At 27.3% G+C, this 16,277-nt stretch carries 16 protein-coding genes; 4 read left to right on the forward strand and 12 right to left on the reverse strand.

Translation table 11 applies throughout. The features are described 5' to 3' along the window. Positions 1-44: 44 nt before the first annotated feature. The 5 genes from ACI48P_RS11030 to ACI48P_RS11050 form a co-directional block, all read right to left on the reverse strand. The gene (locus tag ACI48P_RS11030; RefSeq protein ID WP_475215632.1) at positions 45-1,091 is read right to left on the reverse strand and encodes an extracellular solute-binding protein; all 1,047 of its coding nucleotides are present in this window, start codon (positions 1,089-1,091) and stop codon (positions 45-47) included. A gap of 273 nt (positions 1,092-1,364) precedes the next feature. Beyond that, positions 1,365-2,213, reverse strand: a complete 849-nt coding sequence (locus ACI48P_RS11035; protein ID WP_475215634.1) for a DegV family protein — start codon at positions 2,211-2,213, stop codon at positions 1,365-1,367. Between the two features lie 243 nt (positions 2,214-2,456). Beyond that, positions 2,457-2,690, reverse strand: a complete 234-nt coding sequence (locus ACI48P_RS11040; protein WP_475215636.1) for a hypothetical protein — start codon at positions 2,688-2,690, stop codon at positions 2,457-2,459. A gap of 69 nt (positions 2,691-2,759) precedes the next feature. Beyond that, positions 2,760-5,231, reverse strand: coding sequence for a DNA helicase RecQ (gene recQ / locus ACI48P_RS11045; RefSeq protein WP_475215639.1), 2,472 nt, complete (start codon positions 5,229-5,231; stop codon positions 2,760-2,762). Between the two features lie 409 nt (positions 5,232-5,640). Then, a complete protein-coding gene (locus tag ACI48P_RS11050; protein WP_475215640.1) occupies positions 5,641-7,068 on the reverse strand; it encodes an alanine/glycine:cation symporter family protein in 1,428 nt (475 codons plus the stop codon). 260 nt (positions 7,069-7,328) lie between these two features. On the opposite strand from ACI48P_RS11050, the gene ACI48P_RS11055 reads away from it, so the two are divergent. The 3 genes from ACI48P_RS11055 (at position 7,329) to ACI48P_RS11065 (ending at position 9,640) form a co-directional block, all read left to right on the forward strand. Continuing rightward, a complete protein-coding gene (locus ACI48P_RS11055) occupies positions 7,329-7,664 on the forward strand; it encodes a hypothetical protein (RefSeq protein WP_475215641.1) in 336 nt (111 codons plus the stop codon). Positions 7,665-7,880: 216 nt separating this feature from the next. Beyond that, the gene (locus tag ACI48P_RS11060) at positions 7,881-9,149 is read left to right on the forward strand and encodes an ArsB/NhaD family transporter (RefSeq protein WP_475215643.1); all 1,269 of its coding nucleotides are present in this window, start codon (positions 7,881-7,883) and stop codon (positions 9,147-9,149) included. A gap of 29 nt (positions 9,150-9,178) precedes the next feature. Then, positions 9,179-9,640 carry a hypothetical protein gene (locus ACI48P_RS11065; protein ID WP_475215645.1) on the forward strand — a complete coding sequence of 154 codons (462 nt, stop codon included), beginning with the start codon at positions 9,179-9,181 and terminating at the stop codon, positions 9,638-9,640. Between the two features lie 49 nt (positions 9,641-9,689). On the opposite strand, the gene ACI48P_RS11070 is transcribed toward ACI48P_RS11065, so the two are convergent. The 7 genes from ACI48P_RS11070 to ACI48P_RS11100 form a co-directional block, all read right to left on the reverse strand. Further along, the gene (locus tag ACI48P_RS11070) at positions 9,690-10,586 is read right to left on the reverse strand and encodes an NAD(P)/FAD-dependent oxidoreductase (RefSeq protein WP_475215647.1); all 897 of its coding nucleotides are present in this window, start codon (positions 10,584-10,586) and stop codon (positions 9,690-9,692) included. A gap of 14 nt (positions 10,587-10,600) precedes the next feature. Continuing rightward, complete coding sequence (trxA, locus tag ACI48P_RS11075) at positions 10,601-10,918, reverse strand: thioredoxin (RefSeq protein WP_475215649.1); 318 nt, start codon at positions 10,916-10,918, stop codon at positions 10,601-10,603. Positions 10,919-11,045: 127 nt separating this feature from the next. Further along, the gene (locus ACI48P_RS11080) at positions 11,046-12,278 is read right to left on the reverse strand and encodes a sensor histidine kinase (RefSeq protein WP_475215651.1); all 1,233 of its coding nucleotides are present in this window, start codon (positions 12,276-12,278) and stop codon (positions 11,046-11,048) included. Further along, a complete protein-coding gene (locus ACI48P_RS11085; RefSeq protein WP_475215653.1) occupies positions 12,268-12,939 on the reverse strand; it encodes a response regulator transcription factor in 672 nt (223 codons plus the stop codon). The genes ACI48P_RS11080 and ACI48P_RS11085 overlap by 11 nt, the downstream gene beginning before the upstream one ends. 89 nt (positions 12,940-13,028) lie before the next feature. After that, on the reverse strand, positions 13,029-13,265 hold the full coding sequence (locus tag ACI48P_RS11090; RefSeq protein WP_475215655.1) for a hypothetical protein: 237 nt from the start codon (positions 13,263-13,265) through the stop codon (positions 13,029-13,031). Between the two features lie 43 nt (positions 13,266-13,308). Beyond that, entirely contained in the window at positions 13,309-13,515 is a 207-nt protein-coding gene (locus ACI48P_RS11095; RefSeq protein ID WP_475215657.1) for a hypothetical protein, read from the reverse strand. A gap of 88 nt (positions 13,516-13,603) precedes the next feature. Beyond that, complete coding sequence (locus ACI48P_RS11100) at positions 13,604-14,353, reverse strand: DNA-binding protein (protein ID WP_475215658.1); 750 nt, start codon at positions 14,351-14,353, stop codon at positions 13,604-13,606. A gap of 487 nt (positions 14,354-14,840) precedes the next feature. Between ACI48P_RS11100 and ACI48P_RS11105 the strand changes: the two genes are divergently transcribed. After that, positions 14,841-15,884, forward strand: coding sequence for a PTS sugar transporter subunit IIC (locus ACI48P_RS11105; RefSeq protein WP_475215660.1), 1,044 nt, complete (start codon positions 14,841-14,843; stop codon positions 15,882-15,884). Positions 15,885-16,277 lie beyond the last annotated feature (393 nt).

Genomic DNA, 16,277 nt, shown 5'->3' on the forward strand with positions numbered 1-16,277 from the left:
TTAATTTTTATTTTGTTACTTTATTCACTAAAATAATATATACATTAGTTCCATCCTACTTCTTTAAATATCTCATCAGCTTTTTTATTATATTTATCAATCTCTTCTAAATTCATATTTTTATATTCAATTTCACCCCAAGATAATAATATTTTATTAGCCCTTACTTTTGGATTTACTGGATACTCAAAATTTACTTCAGTAATAGTTTGCTGAGCTTTAACATCTGTAAGAAACTCTAACAACTTTATTGCATTCTCTTTATTTTTCGAATACTTGCTAAGTACTGCTCCACTTACGTTAATACTAGTATCTTTAGGTATATATAATCCAACATTGTTAGATGCTTCTCTTTCTTTAGCATCTTCTGAATTTAGCATATTGCCAAAATAGTGTGTACTCACTATACCGATACTGCCTTCTTTAGATGATATAGACCTTATTTGAGTTTTATCATTTCCTTCAGGATCTCTAGCGAAATTATTTACTACCCCTTGTGCCCATTTTTTTCCTTCCTCTTCTCCCCTAGATTCAATTATTGATCCTAGTAAAGATTTAGTGTATAAAGAATCAGATGATCTAGTTAATATTTTCCCACGCCACTTTTCATGAGCTAATTCTTCAAATGTTGATAATTCATCTTCATTTATTTTTTCCTTATCATATGCTATGGCCCTAGCTCTAAGAGTTATTCCAACCCAATGATTTTTTTTCCCTCTTAAGCCTTTAGGAATATTCTTATTTATCATCTTTGACTCTATAGGCTGATTTAATCCTGCTTCTATAGCTTGATTTAAATTGGCTATATCTGAAGTTAGAAATAAATCTGCATCTGTGTTTTTTCCATCTCTTATTAGATCCTCTAATAATTCAGATGCCTTACCATTTATCAAGTGTACTTTAATACCAGTTTTTTTCTCAAAAGCTTCATATAGTACTTTATCAAAATCATAATTTCTCGCTGAATAAACATTTACAACATTCTCATTTGACGATGTATTCTCCATTTTATACAACTTATTTCTAAAAACATACATTGCTAGCACTGCAACACATGATAATACTAACACTGTTTTTTTCTTTAATGACATCTATATTCTCCTTTAGCTATATCTCTCAAAAGTATTCATTGTTAAATACTCTATAAATAATTCAATTAATTTTAATATATCAATATTTATCTTATTTTATATTTTTACTACCAACTCCTAATTATATAATAAGAAGAAAATTTAATATATAGGTAAATTACTAATAATTATTAGAAATCAACTTATTGCTGTATATGTATATAAATATTAACATAATTATGCACATAAATAAAAAAATTGTGAGCAGTTAATTAAACTACTCACAATTTTTTGCTATACTATATCAGTACACGCTATACCCACAACGCTAGGTCCGCTGTGTGCACAGATACAACTTCCAATATTTACGATATATATCTCTCCTACAATAATTTCTTCATATAATTTCTTTTTAAGTAACTCTAAATCATCATATTGATCTCCACAGCCAATTACGATGCGCTTATCACTTAAATCATTACCAAATTTATCTTTTATTGTTTCTATTATCTTATTAATAACTTGCTTTTTACCTCTTCCTTGTCCAGATGACTTTACAAAACCATCTTCTATAGATAAAATCGGCTTTATGTTTAACATGTTCCCAATAGTAGCTTTAGCTAATGATACTCTTCCACCTTTTTGTAAATATTCAAGTGTATCTACAGTAAATAATACTGTATTATTTATCTTTAAGCTTTCAAGCTTTTCTATTATTTCATTTATATTTTTACCTTGTTTAACAAGTTCTCCCGCAGCTATAATAAATCCAGGGATTCCTATTGATAATGATAAACTATCGAAAGTATATACTTCTCCTTCAGTATCATTTTTAGCCATTACACCACTTTGGAAAGTCCCTGATGCATTTGAAGATCCACTTATATATAAAATAGTTTTTCCTTCTTCTATATACTTATCAAAAACATTTTTAAAACTTATATATGTTACTTGAGATGTTTTAGGCATGCTATCATTCTCTCTTAGCATTTTATAAAACTCTTCTTTTGTTATATCCACTCCATCTACATATTCCTTATCTTTAAATAATACACTTAATGGTATTACATGTATGTCATATTTTTCAATTATTTCTTTAGGTAAATCTGCTAAACTATCACAAACTATTTTTATATTGCTCATGCTTTCCTCCAAAATATTACTATCTATTTAAAATTTTTATTATAAGTATTATTACCTGGTACTAATATGATATCACAATATATTTTTTTTATCAATACTTATATTTTGAAATTCAAAATATTAAATATGCATAGTTTTTGATTTTTAGAATATCAGATAAAAAGATTATTAGTAAATTTTTATAAATAAAAAGCCTTTAACTGAATTTCCAATCAAAGACCCTTTATTTATATCATTATTAAATTATTTCTTTTTTTTCTTTTTAGGCCCACCAGTATTATATGCCTTTTCCATATTTTTAGTGGTAGGAGGCTCTACCCCCTTATAAATATTTCTAAATGATTTATAAAAAATCCCTACTCCAAACATTGCTGAAAATAATAAAAATGGCATTTTCTTTAAAAATAGCATACTAACAATAAATAATAAAAGACCTGCTAAGCTAAAATATACATTAAGTTTTTGCCACCTTTGCATAATAGTACCCCCTTATTAAGCAATAATATATATTACTTAATTTCTATTGTTATCTACAATTTTCCTTTATTATATATTATGTTCTGGTAAATATTTTTCTAATATAACTGCTCTTATACTTTCATATTTAATATATTCTGGTAATTTTTTCTTAATGATACTTATTTTATCGTATCCAAAATGCTCACAAACTTCTAATATTAGCTCTTTCTCATCATCATTATAAAGGGACTTTAGGTCTATATTAAAGTTAACTGTGTTACCATCTTTAATATAATCATAAATATATCCAAGTATTGTTGAAAGTGAGGTCTCTATATATTCACATACATATTCTAAATTTTCTCCTTGATTTAACAAATCTAATGCTATTTCATTATTTTTTCTACTTTCTCCATCTATCACAAGCTTTAATCTTTTTTTATCTTCCCAATTTGGAGTTATATTATTTTCTTCAATGTAATTTTTTACAATACTAATAATCTCTTTCCCGTATTTATCAATCTTAACCTGACCTATTCCTGAAATATCTTTTAACTGTTCTTCATCTGTTGGATATCTTCCACTTATCTCTTTTAGTGTATTTTTAGTAAGTAACATATAGGGAGATATTCTTTCTTTTTTAGAAATATCATTTCTAAAGCTTATTAACAACTCGTATAAATTTATATCAGTCTTTACATGGAAGTATTCATCATCTTTATTTGTTACATTTTTATTTTTACTTTCATTCAATACTGGCTCTTTTACTATATTTTCATCTACTATATATTGAGATATTATATCTTCAAATTGTTGTCCATATTTTTGATACTTTATCTCCCCAATACCAGAAATAGATAACATCTCTTCTCTACATGTTGGATAGATACTAGCCATAGATCTTAATGTCCCATCTCCAAATACCATATATGGAGCTATTCCTTCACTAGAAGCTATTTCATGTCTTAGATTTCTTAATCTTTCAAACAGTTCATCTGCAACGTTCATTGTTTTACTTATTACAACTTCCTTAAATTGAACCATTACTTCACCTGTTAAAACCTTTTTAGACATTAAATTTATAGATATTGTTGGATAACTCCCTCTCATTCCTAGATTTTCTGTTAAATCTAAGAAGCCATGGGATACTAAAGTGTTTATAAAAGTCTTTAAATCTTCACTTGAATAGCTTTTTAATATTCCATATGTTGATAGTTCGTTAAACCCTAGTTCTAATACTTTTTTATTTTTAGATCCTCTTAGTACATCGACTATCATTGTAACTCCATAATTTCTTTTCATTCTAGCAATACAAGAAATTACCTTTTGAGCATCTAATGTTTTATCCACTATTTCACCTTCATTTAAACAATTGCTGCAGTTATTACAATCTGCTGTATAGTTCTCACCAAAGTAAGATAATATACTTTGCCTATAGCAATTATTACTATATACAAGATCTACCATCTGCTGTAATTTTTTGTGTTGGAATAACTTTCTTTGTGGATTGTCAATTCCCATATCAACTAGATACTTTTGTATATGTACATCCCCAGGGGTAAATAGTAACACACACTCACTTTTTTCTCCATCTCTCCCTGCCCTACCAATCTCTTGATAATAGTTTTCTATACTTTGCGGCATATTGTAGTGTATTACCCATCTAATATTTGGTTTATCAATACCCATACCAAACGCATTTGTTGCGACCATAATATCTATATCATCATTAATAAAATCTTCTTGGTTCTTTTTTCTTAATTCCTGAGATAGCCCTGCATGATACTTAGATACAGAAATTTTTCTCTTTAACAGTCCTTCATATATACTTTCTACTTCCTTACGTGTTGCAGCATAAATTATACCAGACTCACTTTTGTGATTTTCAATATAGTTTAATAGGTATCTATTTTTACTTGATGACTTGACAATATTAATACTTAAATTATCTCTATCAAATCCAGTAATGAAACATGTTGGATTATTTAATCCTAATAACTTAACAATATCTTTTCTTACTTCATCAGAAGCTGTTGCCGTAAAAGCTGTTATTATAGGTCTTGAATCAAGATTATTAATAAATCCTAATATTCTTTTATAACTAGCTCTAAAGTCATGCCCCCATTGAGAAACACAGTGAGCTTCATCTATGGCTATTTGGCTTATTTTTTTACTTTTTATTATATTTATAAATTCTATAGTCTCTAGTCTTTCAGGTGCTATGTATATTATTTTATACTGATCATTTTGTATATTAGATATTATTTCATTATACTCGTTTGCACCTAATGAACTATTTATATAAGTAGCATCTATGCCCATAGTCTTAAGTGTATCAACTTGATCCTTCATAAGTGATATCAATGGTGAAATTACTAATGTTATTCCTTCAAGAACTAATGCTGGTATTTGATAACATATTGATTTACCTCCACCAGTAGGCATTATTGCTAGTACGTCGCTTCCTTCTATTATTTTATCTATGATTTCATCTTGACCTTTTCTAAAACTATAATATCCATAGTATTTACTTAAAGCCTCAATTGGTTTTATAGTCATTAAATCTCTCCTTTTTCGAACTAGTGTTTGTTTTAATTATTATCTTCTTTGTTCTATATTATACATTTATTATTCTATTCTATATTAGCACAAATGTTCTTTACAAAAACTATTATTTTATTTACAATGGCTTATTTATTACTTAATTCATATAATTAATTTCATATAGAGTAAAGCTATCTCCATATATTAGATTATAGATATTTACAATTTTTCTTATTAATCTATATATCGTATAATATTAGTATGAAAGATAAATAAATCCCTAATTATCTTATTCATGTAAAAATTTCTATATAATATTCTTAAAATCACAAAAAGTCCTTGAAAAATCAAGGGCATTTTTGTTTTTTGAATTTACCTTTATTCATAATAATAGGCTATATCAGTTTTGATATAGCCTAAGTATTTATCCTAATTCACGTTTTTGTGTATTATCTTTCCATTCTGAAATATTTTCTAATCCCTTTATATTTGAAGCATCAAATACTGGATCTTTAATCCCAGCTTTCTTTTGGTCACTGTAATCTTTTAATGCAATATATGCATATTTACCTAACATAGCTATTGCTATTAAGTTTATTACAGCCATTAGCCCCATAAACACGTCTGCTAAGTTCCATACTATATCAACTTTAGCAATAGATCCAAATAGAACCATACCTATAACAATCACTCTGAATCCATTTAACACAAGTTTATTATTGCTCATGAACTCTATATTTGATTGTCCATAATAATAGTTACCAACTATTGAACTAAATGCAAATAAGAATATGCATACTGCTATGAATATATTACCTATATGACCTATATGCGAACTTAAGGCAGCTTGAGTTAACTCTATGCCTGTTAAACTACTAGTACCATAATCAGAGTATAATAGTATTATAAACGCTGTACATGAACATATTACTATAGTATCTGTAAATACTCCTAATGACTGTATTAAACCTTGTTTAACTGGATGTGTTACATCAGCTGTTGCAGCTGCATTTGGTGCACTACCCATACCAGCTTCATTAGAGAATAATCCTCTCTTTATTCCTGTTAATATCATACCACTAACAGAACCTACTGCCATTTCTCTAAATCCAAAAGCACTTTCAAATATCAATTTAAATACATGTGGTATTTGTGATATGTTTGTTATAACTACAAACATTGCAACTGCAATATATAAAACGGCGAATACAGGCACAATTACCTCAGTGAATTTTGCTATTCTATGAACACCTCCAAAGATTATTATACCTGTTAAAGTTGCAAGAATAACACCCATCATTAAGTTGTTAACACCGAAAGCGGTATTAAATGCCGCTGATATTGTATTTGATTGAACTGCATTAAAAATAAATCCAAAAGATACAGTAATAAGTACAGAGAATAAAACCCCCATCCACTTCTTACCTAAACCTTGCTCCATATAGTAAGCAGGTCCACCTCTAAATGCATTTCCATCTTTTACTTTGAATATCTGTGCTAATGTACTTTCAACAAAACTTGATGCTGAACCTATTAATGCTATAAGCCACATCCAAAATATAGAACCTGGTCCTCCAGCAACAACTGCAATTGCAATACCAGCTATATTACCTGTACCAACTCTTGAAGCCGTACTTATGCAAAATGCCTGGAATGATGAAATTTTTCCTTCTTCTTTTGCTCCTTTAGATACTCCTTCTCCTAAAAGCCTAAACATTTCTTTAAAGTATCTAAATTGTACAAAGTTTGTTTTAATTGTGAAGTACAACCCAAGCACAATTAGCATTGCTATAAGAATGTAGCTCCATAAAAAACCATTTATCGTGTTTACTATGTTATTTAATATTTCCATATTTAATTTCCTCCGTTTCTCATTGTCTTAATCATCCTCAATTTATAAAAATTGCATAAATTAATTTTCATAATTCATATAAATTCATTATAGAGGATTTTTCGACAAATTACAATAGTAAAAATGCAAATTATCGATTTGATATTGCATTTTCGGAATTCTAGCAAATTAAAACATTTTCCTTAGACTAAATTTTATTTTATTCTACAACTTTCATTAAGCTTATGCAAATATATTAGTAAGAAATGAGTTTTTTGATTATGAAATATTGTCAAACTATAACATTATGTAATAAGTGTCACAGAAATCCATGTATTTGCGCATGCTCTAATAATTGTACATGTAATGCAAATAAATCTTGTGTTTGCAACAATACTACTATCCAAAATCAAAATAATAGTAACACTTGCTCTGTAAATAATACTAATTGCAACTTAAATAAATGTTCATGCAATTGTAAATGTAATGCTACACAACTTAATATAACCAATCCAAATTGTAATAATAAGTGCCAAAAGAAAAAATGTTGCAAAAGACCTAGATGTGGTTGTGGAATAAATCCACTATGGTGGGTATTATTCTTATTTATAATATAATAAATTTTTTATAAAATATTAAAAGAGTATTTAGAATTTATACATTAACTTTTAAATACTCTACTTTATTTATATCATTTTATATTTAATCCTATTTACAAACAAACAATTTTAATTAATAAGCAAAATGTTAAATTAATATCTTTTCTTGAGTACTGTCCAACACAGTACTATTATTAATTTATAGATATAAATGCTATTTAGGGGGTGTTTCCAATGATATACCAACAAATTTTAGCAATTGTAATTTTCTTGCTAGTAATGTTAGCCATTATCACTGAAAAGGTTAACAGAACTCTAGCATCAGTTGGTGGGGCTTTATTAATGATAATCTTAAATATTATGCCTCTTGAAAATTCAATTGCACATATTGACTTTAATACTATAGGAGTATTAATTGGGATGATGCTTGTAGTTGCAGTAGTAAAAAACTCAGGTCTATTTGAGTATATTGCAATTTTTACAGCGAAAAAATCTAAAGGTGATCCTTGGATTATTATGGTTTGCTTTGTCTTAATTACAGCTGTATTATCGGCAATACTAGATAATGTTACTACTGTATTATTAGTTGGTCCAATGACAATAGTTATAACCCAGCTACTTGATCTAAATCCAATTCCGTTTTTAATGACACAAATAATAGCTTCTAACGTAGGTGGTACTTCAACCTTAATAGGTGACCCGCCTAATATAATGATTGGAAGTGCAGCTAATCTTAGTTTTTTAGATTTCATTATAAATCTTGGCCCAGTAGTCTTAGTCTTACTTATTATCATGATTTTTTGTTTTAAATTTATGTTCAAAAATAATTTAATCGTTGATGAAATACATAAACAAAATATTTTAAGCTTAGATGAAAACAAAGCAATTAAAGATAAAAAACTACTTATTAAAAGTATTGTAGTTATTTCACTTATACTAATAGGTTTTGTTTTTCATAATGTAATACATCTTGACTCTTGTGTTGTTGCATTGAGTGGCGCAACTATTATACTTTTAATAGGAAAACAAGATGTTGAAGAAATTTTAGCAAGTATTGAATGGTCAACAATAGCTTTTTTCGTTGGGCTATTTGTAATAGTTGGAGGCCTACAAGAGGTTGGAATTATTAATAAGATTGCAATGTTACTAATAGATGCAACTAAAGGCCACATGATTCTTACAATGTTGATAATATTATGGCTTTCAGCAATAATATCATCTTTCTTAGATAATATACCTTTTGTGGCTACATTAATTCCACTAATATTAACAATGCAAACTCAGGGAATAGATGTTATGCCACTTTGGTGGGCTACATCGCTAGGTGCTTGCCTTGGTGGTAATGGAACCTTAATCGGTGCATCAGCTAATGTTGTTTTAGCTAATGTTGGACAAAAAAATGGATATCCAATTTCTTTTAAGGAATATTTTAAATTTGGATTCCCACTAATGATATTATCAATAGTAATATCAACAATATATCTACTAATTAAATTTTCTTAATAAACTAATATAGAAAGGAAGTTTTTATTTTGAATCTAAATAATGTGACAGGTGATGCAATAGAAACATTACTTAGACAACTAGGCGCTTCTGATATAAAAAAAGTACGAGGAATTCTATATTTTATAAAATTCAGATTAGATGAAAATGTTGAAATCTCATATACTTACAACATTAATGCTAAAGATCAATATTTTTTACAAAGAATTAAGCCCTATCCACTACCTCAAGGTGCTTTCGAAGATGAATATGAAATAGTAGCATTTATAAAAAAGGATTTATTAAAATTTAATAGTGCTAAAAATAGTAGTAACTATAAATTATTTACTGAGGTTACAAATATGGCAAATTCTATAGCTACAAATATGGAGTCACTATTTTTAAATAACAATGTAAATAATAATGAATTTTTAGGTCTTCATAAAGAGCTAGAAGATGTATTAAATAAAATAGAAAATATTAGAAATAATTCTCCAAGACTAAATAAATAAAAATATAAAATTAAAGGTATGATATTAAAAATATCATACCTTTTAAAATTTATTGGTTATTTTTTCTCATTTCAATTTTTAATTTATCAAGGTATGCAACAGCATTTAAAGCTGCTATTTGGCCTTGACCTGCTGCTTTAATATATGAATATGGTTTACCTGCACAATCTCCTGCTGCAAAACATCCCTCTATACTAGTAGCCATATTAATGTCCACTTTTATATGAGCTCCTTCTGTTTCTATACCAGGAACCAATGATTTTGGAGATGCACTATCTTTTATTACAAATACTCCATCAACATCTATATGCTTTTCTTTGAAAGATACCTTGTTTACAAGATTTTCTCCATCAATTTTTACAGGTCTATCGTTAATTACTTCTATAGTACTATCTAATTCATCTGAAGATCTCATTAACTTGTCATTTCTATACATTGGAATGAAATAAGTTTTTGAGGCTATTTCATTTAAGAAGTTTGCTTCTTCTTTTGATTCTTCATTGTATCCTATTACAGCAACTTTTTTATCTCTATATAGAGGAGCATCACATGTAGCACAATATCCTACCCCTCTACCTAAAAATTCTTCTTCTCCAACGATAGGTTTTGCATATTCTACACCTGTCGCTAAAATTACAGTTGTAGCTTCAAACATTTCATCTCCTGACATTAGAGCAAAATATTCTCCCATAGCATAAATATTATTTATTTTTTTATTTGTTATTTCTACTCCCATATTTTCGCTATGTTCTTTAAATCTATCTTTTAATTCTTCTCCACTAATATCGTAAAATCCAAGATAATTATCAATTGATGGAGCTTTAATTAATTTATTACTTAAATTTTCATTTCCAAATACTATAATATTTTTATTTCTTATTTTAGCATTTATAGCTGCAGATAATCCAGCTGGACCACTTCCTACTATAGCTATATCATATCTCATATATACCACCTATTTTATAAATGTTTTTGAACTTTAGCTTTTATTTTTTCTTTTGGTACGAACCCTACTAATGAATCTACAGGCTTACCATCTTTAAATATCATCATAGTTGGAACTGTTGATATATTAAATTGTTGTGCTATTTCTAAACTTTGATCTATATCTACTTTCACAAATCTAGCATTTTGTGACATTTCTTGACCAACAGCTTCGAAAACTGGAGCTAACATTTTACAAGGTCCACACCAAGTTGCATAAAAGTCTACAACTACTACCCCTGATCCATTTTCTACATCGCTTCTAAATTGAGAAGTATTTATTATTTTAGCCATTTCTTTATCCTCCTAAATATTTCATAGTATTATTCTATGAAATTACCCTTATATAGTTGTTATTATTATTTATTTTTATTTTATAATCCAATTATACCCAATAAGCTTTAAGTAAAACAAATTTTACTTATTTATTATTATTTTTAGGAATAACTATTTTAAACTCGCTACCTTCTTCAAGCTTTGATTTTACTTTAATTTCTCCCTTTAAATTTAATACTAACATTTTAGCTATAGAAAGCCCGATTCCAGATCCATCAATATCTTTATTTCTAACATTTTCACTTCTAAAGAATCTATCAAAAATATTATTTATTTCACTATCTTTTATTCCTATACCTGTATCACCAATTGTAATTTCTATGTTATTATTGCATTCTTCTACATTAATATATATCTTGTCTTCAATTTTTGTATATTTAAACGCATTATCAATAAATATTACGATAAGTTGTCTTAGTTTATTTTTATCGGTTAATATAATATTGTTTTTTAATTTATTATTTATATTAAAATCTTTATCTTGTATTTCTGCAATATCCTTATAGTCTCTACATACCTCTTCTAATAGTTCCTCAATATTAACATTTTCTAAGTTAACTGAAGTTATTGAATCTTCCTTTGTTAATGATAATAAATCACTAATCATTTTCTTAACTCTTCTTGTTTCTTTCATTGCATCTGCTATAGTTTCTACCTCATCACTTATAGTATTGTTTGGTGACTTAAGTAAACTTTCTATTTTTGATGATACTATCGCTATTGGAGTTCTTAGCTCATGGGATGCATCTTGAATAAATTTTTCCTGATTGCTCCATGCAGTTTCTATTGGTATTAAAGCTTTTTTTGTTAAATATATTGCTACAAAATATGTAATTAAAATCGCAATTAATATACCAATTATAAATACAAATACAAGCTGTCTAAGTGAACTTAGTTCAGAGTCAATATTTCTAATTACTTGCATTTTATATCTTCCAATTGTTAAATTAAACTCTCTAAAAGTGTAACCATTTTCTGTATAAGTAAAAAATATATTATTTTTATCATCATTACTTGGTGGTAGTATGTTATCAAAGTACCTATTTTGAGTATAATATCTTACTCTTTCGCCTTCATAAATATAAACTAAATTACCTGGGTCCTTTATCATAATAGGATTATAAAAAGAATTACTAGTTAATTGAGAAGTTACATATTCTAATTCATCCTCAAGTTTTCTATCTACTGTATTATATGTAAGACCTTTGAAATAAAAAAATATTCCAACTGAAAATAATATTAAAAAGCTTCCAACAACAACAATGTTTATTTTTATTAAACTATTTTTAGTCTTTTCAAAAACATTCTTATTTATCATCAAACATATATCCTACCTTACGTTTAGTTTTTATATATTTATCATATCCATGTTTACTTAGTTTTTTTCTTAAATTACTAACGTATACTTCTACAATTTCTATAGTAGCATCGGATTCCATTCCCCATACTCTATCGTAAATCTGTTCTTTTAATAAAATAGATCCTTTATTTAAAAGAAAATATTCTAATAAATTAAACTGCTTATTTTGAAGGTCAATTTCTTCACCCTTAATAAATACTCTTCTCTTACCTAAGTCTAAATGTAAATCTAAAAAATCAATATTATTACTTCCTTTTAACTTACCATTAGTCCTTAGAATTGCATATATTCTTGCAACTAATTCTTCCATATAAAAAGGCTTGGTAAGATAATCATTTGCTCCAATAGTAAATGCTTCTACCTTATCGTCTAAAGACTCTTTTGCTGTTAAAATAATTACTGGAGTCTCTACACTATGGTTTCTCATATTTTTTAATATTTCTATCCCATTCATATTTGGAAGCATTAAATCAAGAACTATTAAATCATAAATTTTTTGATTTATTAAATACAGAGCTTCTTCACCATCTTCACAACTCTCAACGTCAAAATGTTTTTCTAGCTCATTCATTATACTTTCTAAAAGCTTTTTATTGTCTTCTACTACTAATAACTTCATTTTCTCCTCCATCCAAATTTTAATATATTTATTATACAATAAAAACTCACTACATTTTACATATATATGTAAATATAGTGAGCTTATAATTATTCGTATTCATTATGGTCATATTGACTAGGAATATATTCATATTCATTTGGTATATAATCGTATACTGAGATATCATTATACATATCAATATCATTACAGTGATTTGTAAAAGAATTATGCTTCATGGTATTTAATACTCCTGCATAGCAACTTATTAAGTCATTTGGATCTGTGTAATTTTTATACATTTTAATAGATTGTGTGCTATATACTTTTTTATTCTTTTTAGGCATACCTAAACCTTCTTTCATTAATATTTAGCATGCATAATAATTATTATTCAAATTTTTGTTCTGAATAATCTTTTACTACTTTGACAAAATCATCAATGCTAGTTTTAGTATCATTACCTTTACTGTTCATTTGATTATAATACCAGTTTGCAAACTCTGGATTAGCTAAAGTTGCATTCATTTTTTCAAAATCTAATTCATTCTGTGAATAAGTATTGTTATTAAGATTTTTTTGATTATTTATATCCATTCTTATCACCCCTTAACTACTAATTATTATTTATCATATATAATATATTTATACGTTAGCCCCAATAATAACTTTTGTTTTCTATGCTTTATAATAAATTTTTATAATCCTTCATAAAATCTTTCAAAGCTTGTGTGATTATTTCTTGCTTAGTGTAACTAGAATTACTACATAATCTTTCAAAATCTTCCCATACTTTTTTATCTACTCTTATACTAGTTGATTTTAAATCATTTAAATTTTTTTCTTCTATATTAATATCTTTTTTATTTGATTTATTGACTTTTGATTTAATCGACTTATTATCTTTTACTTCTAAGTACCAGTCATAAACTTCACATAGCTTATCAAGGTCAACTTGCGTAATATTTATCTTTCTATCCTTTTTGGGTTTGTTTTTTGTATTTGCTTTTTTTTCTATATTATTTTTTTCAGGTTTAATATTTTTAGCCTTAGAACTGCTAACAGTTTTTTTCTTTACTTCTGATTTTTTCGTTTCATTTTTTTTAAAAGCACTTTTGTTACTACTTTCTATATTAGCTTTATCTTTTCCTGCATCTTTATTATCTTTTTTTATTGATTTTCTTTTTATTTTTATATTTTTTTCCCCTTTTGGTTCAACCTCAACAAATTCTATTTGTTTTATATTCCCTTTATTCTCAGCATTTACTGAATTTTTTACAAATTCATATTTTCCGTTTACACTTTTGTAACCCCTTTTATTAAGAAAGGATCTTAATGTACTTTCTGATATTTTAAGTTCCTTTGAAATTTCGATAAAGTTCAAATTTTTATTTTGAAGTTCTAAAAACTTCTCCAATCTTTCTTTATATTTCATTTTTTCCTCCGTAACTAGTAGCCTAATTCAGCTTAGATCTTTGATGTATATATTAAATTTATCTCTTATTTTTACTTTTATTTATTGTAACATAATTTTTATTAAAAAGTCTTTATCATAAACTTTAACAAAATACTTTTTAAATGAATAAAAAGCAACAGATCTTTATTTCTAAATAATGGTGTTTATTTTTATCTTTAAAAAGAATAATATTGTTCTATTTAGCAAAATATAAATAATAAATTATGAATTTATTAAATTTTTTAGAAAAATATAATATAATTTTCATTGAAATTTTAAGGATTGAAAAGGCTTATTTGAAAACATTATCCTAAATTTCGATTTTTTTCGTCAATGGCAGTTTACTTTTTGAAATGTTTACTTTATAATCATAAGTATTCTAACCATAGTTCGCCTATTTCAGACGAACAGGAAAACACTATCTTATTTTTTTATATGAAATTATACATTTTTAGGAGGCAAATTTATGGCACAAATTTTAACAGGTACTGGTCTTTTATTATTAGTACTGGCATTATTCACATTGTTCAGTTACAAAGCGCCGCAAGGTATGAAGGCGATGGGAGGACTTGCAAGTGCTGCATGTGCAAGTTTCTTAGTTGAAGCTTTCCACTTCTCATTCTTTGGTGAAGTTTTAGGAAATGACTTTTTATTAAAAGTTGGTACTGCTAACGGTTCATTAGGTGGGGTTGCTGCTGCAACTTTAGTTCCTTTAGCATTAGGTGTTTCACCAGTTTATGCAGTGATGATAGGTTTAACTTGTTTAAACTTTAAAATATTACCTGGTTTCATAGCTGGATACTTAGTATCTTTCGTAGTTAAGTTTTTAGAAAAGAAAATACCTGCTGGTCTTGATTTAATAGTTATAATAATAGTTGCTACTCCATTAGCATTTGGTATAGGTGAATTTACTAGTCCAATAGTTAACGGTACTTTAGAAACTATAGGTTCAGTTATAATATCAGCTTCATCAGCTTCTCCTATCTTTATGGGTGTAATACTTGGAGGTTTAATAACTGTTGTTGCTACTGCTCCACTTAGTTCTATGGCTTTAACTGCTATGATAGGATTAACTGGTGCTCCAATGGCTATAGGTGCTTTATCAGTATTTGGTTCTTCTTTCATGAACTTCGTATTCTTCTCTAAGATGAAGTTCGGATCTAAGAAAGACAACATATCTGTTGCTATAGAGCCTTTAACTCAAGCGGACTTAATATCCGCTAACCCAATACCAGTATATGTTACTAACTTTATAGGTGGTGCTATGTCTGGGGTTATAGTTGCATTAATGGGATTAACAAACATGTCTCCTGGTACTGCTACTCCAATAGCTGGTCTTGCTGTTATGTTTGCTTACAATGATCCAATGAAAGTTGTAATAGCTGCAGCTGGTTGTGCTTTAGTAAGTATAGCTGCTGGATTTATCGGATATGCAATATTCAAAAACTATAAGATAACTACTGCTGATGTAGTTCGTGGAAACAATACTGACGATTCTCAAGCAGCTTAATATAATAAAAAAGGAGTATTAACTCCTTTTTTTATTTCGTTTTATAAGTTAAATTTTCTTCGTATACATATGTAATATCAACATTTTCATTTTAAACTAAAAATAAATTTGACTTTTTTCGACAAAACTATTTACATTGTTAATATTTTGTTTTATAATCATAAGTAATCTAACGAGTGCGCAATATAAGAATTACGCACAAGGAAAACACTATCAATAATAATTTATTTATTAAAAATTAAACATCATTTAGGAGGACAAGAAATGTTAGACATTTTAACAGGTACTGCTCTTTTATTAGTAGTATTGGCATTATTCACATTATTTAGTTACAAAGCGCCACAAGGTATGAAGGCGATGGGAGGACTTGCAAGTGCTGCATGTGCAAGTTTC

Source organism: Romboutsia sp. LXY-2 (assembly GCF_056171995.1).

Bases quoted from the DNA above. Each gene is read 5' to 3' on its own strand.
- ACI48P_RS11030 (WP_475215632.1), bottom strand. From the start codon at position 1,091: ATGTCATTAAAGAAAAAAACAGTGTTAGTATTATCATGTGTTGCAGTG.
- ACI48P_RS11035 (WP_475215634.1), bottom strand. From the start codon at position 2,213: ATGAGCAATATAAAAATAGTTTGTGATAGTTTAGCAGATTTACCTAAA.
- ACI48P_RS11040 (WP_475215636.1), bottom strand. From the start codon at position 2,690: ATGCAAAGGTGGCAAAAACTTAATGTATATTTTAGCTTAGCAGGTCTT.
- recQ (WP_475215639.1), bottom strand. From the start codon at position 5,231: ATGACTATAAAACCAATTGAGGCTTTAAGTAAATACTATGGATATTAT.
- ACI48P_RS11050 (WP_475215640.1), bottom strand. From the start codon at position 7,068: ATGGAAATATTAAATAACATAGTAAACACGATAAATGGTTTTTTATGG.
- ACI48P_RS11055 (WP_475215641.1), top strand. From the start codon at position 7,329: ATGAAATATTGTCAAACTATAACATTATGTAATAAGTGTCACAGAAAT.
- ACI48P_RS11060 (WP_475215643.1), top strand. From the start codon at position 7,881: ATGATATACCAACAAATTTTAGCAATTGTAATTTTCTTGCTAGTAATG.
- ACI48P_RS11070 (WP_475215647.1), bottom strand. From the start codon at position 10,586: ATGAGATATGATATAGCTATAGTAGGAAGTGGTCCAGCTGGATTATCT.
- trxA (WP_475215649.1), bottom strand. From the start codon at position 10,918: ATGGCTAAAATAATAAATACTTCTCAATTTAGAAGCGATGTAGAAAAT.
- ACI48P_RS11080 (WP_475215651.1), bottom strand. From the start codon at position 12,278: ATGATAAATAAGAATGTTTTTGAAAAGACTAAAAATAGTTTAATAAAA.
- ACI48P_RS11085 (WP_475215653.1), bottom strand. From the start codon at position 12,939: ATGAAGTTATTAGTAGTAGAAGACAATAAAAAGCTTTTAGAAAGTATA.
- ACI48P_RS11090 (WP_475215655.1), bottom strand. From the start codon at position 13,265: ATGCCTAAAAAGAATAAAAAAGTATATAGCACACAATCTATTAAAATG.
- ACI48P_RS11095 (WP_475215657.1), bottom strand. From the start codon at position 13,515: ATGGATATAAATAATCAAAAAAATCTTAATAACAATACTTATTCACAG.
- ACI48P_RS11100 (WP_475215658.1), bottom strand. From the start codon at position 14,353: ATGAAATATAAAGAAAGATTGGAGAAGTTTTTAGAACTTCAAAATAAA.
- ACI48P_RS11105 (WP_475215660.1), top strand. From the start codon at position 14,841: ATGGCACAAATTTTAACAGGTACTGGTCTTTTATTATTAGTACTGGCA.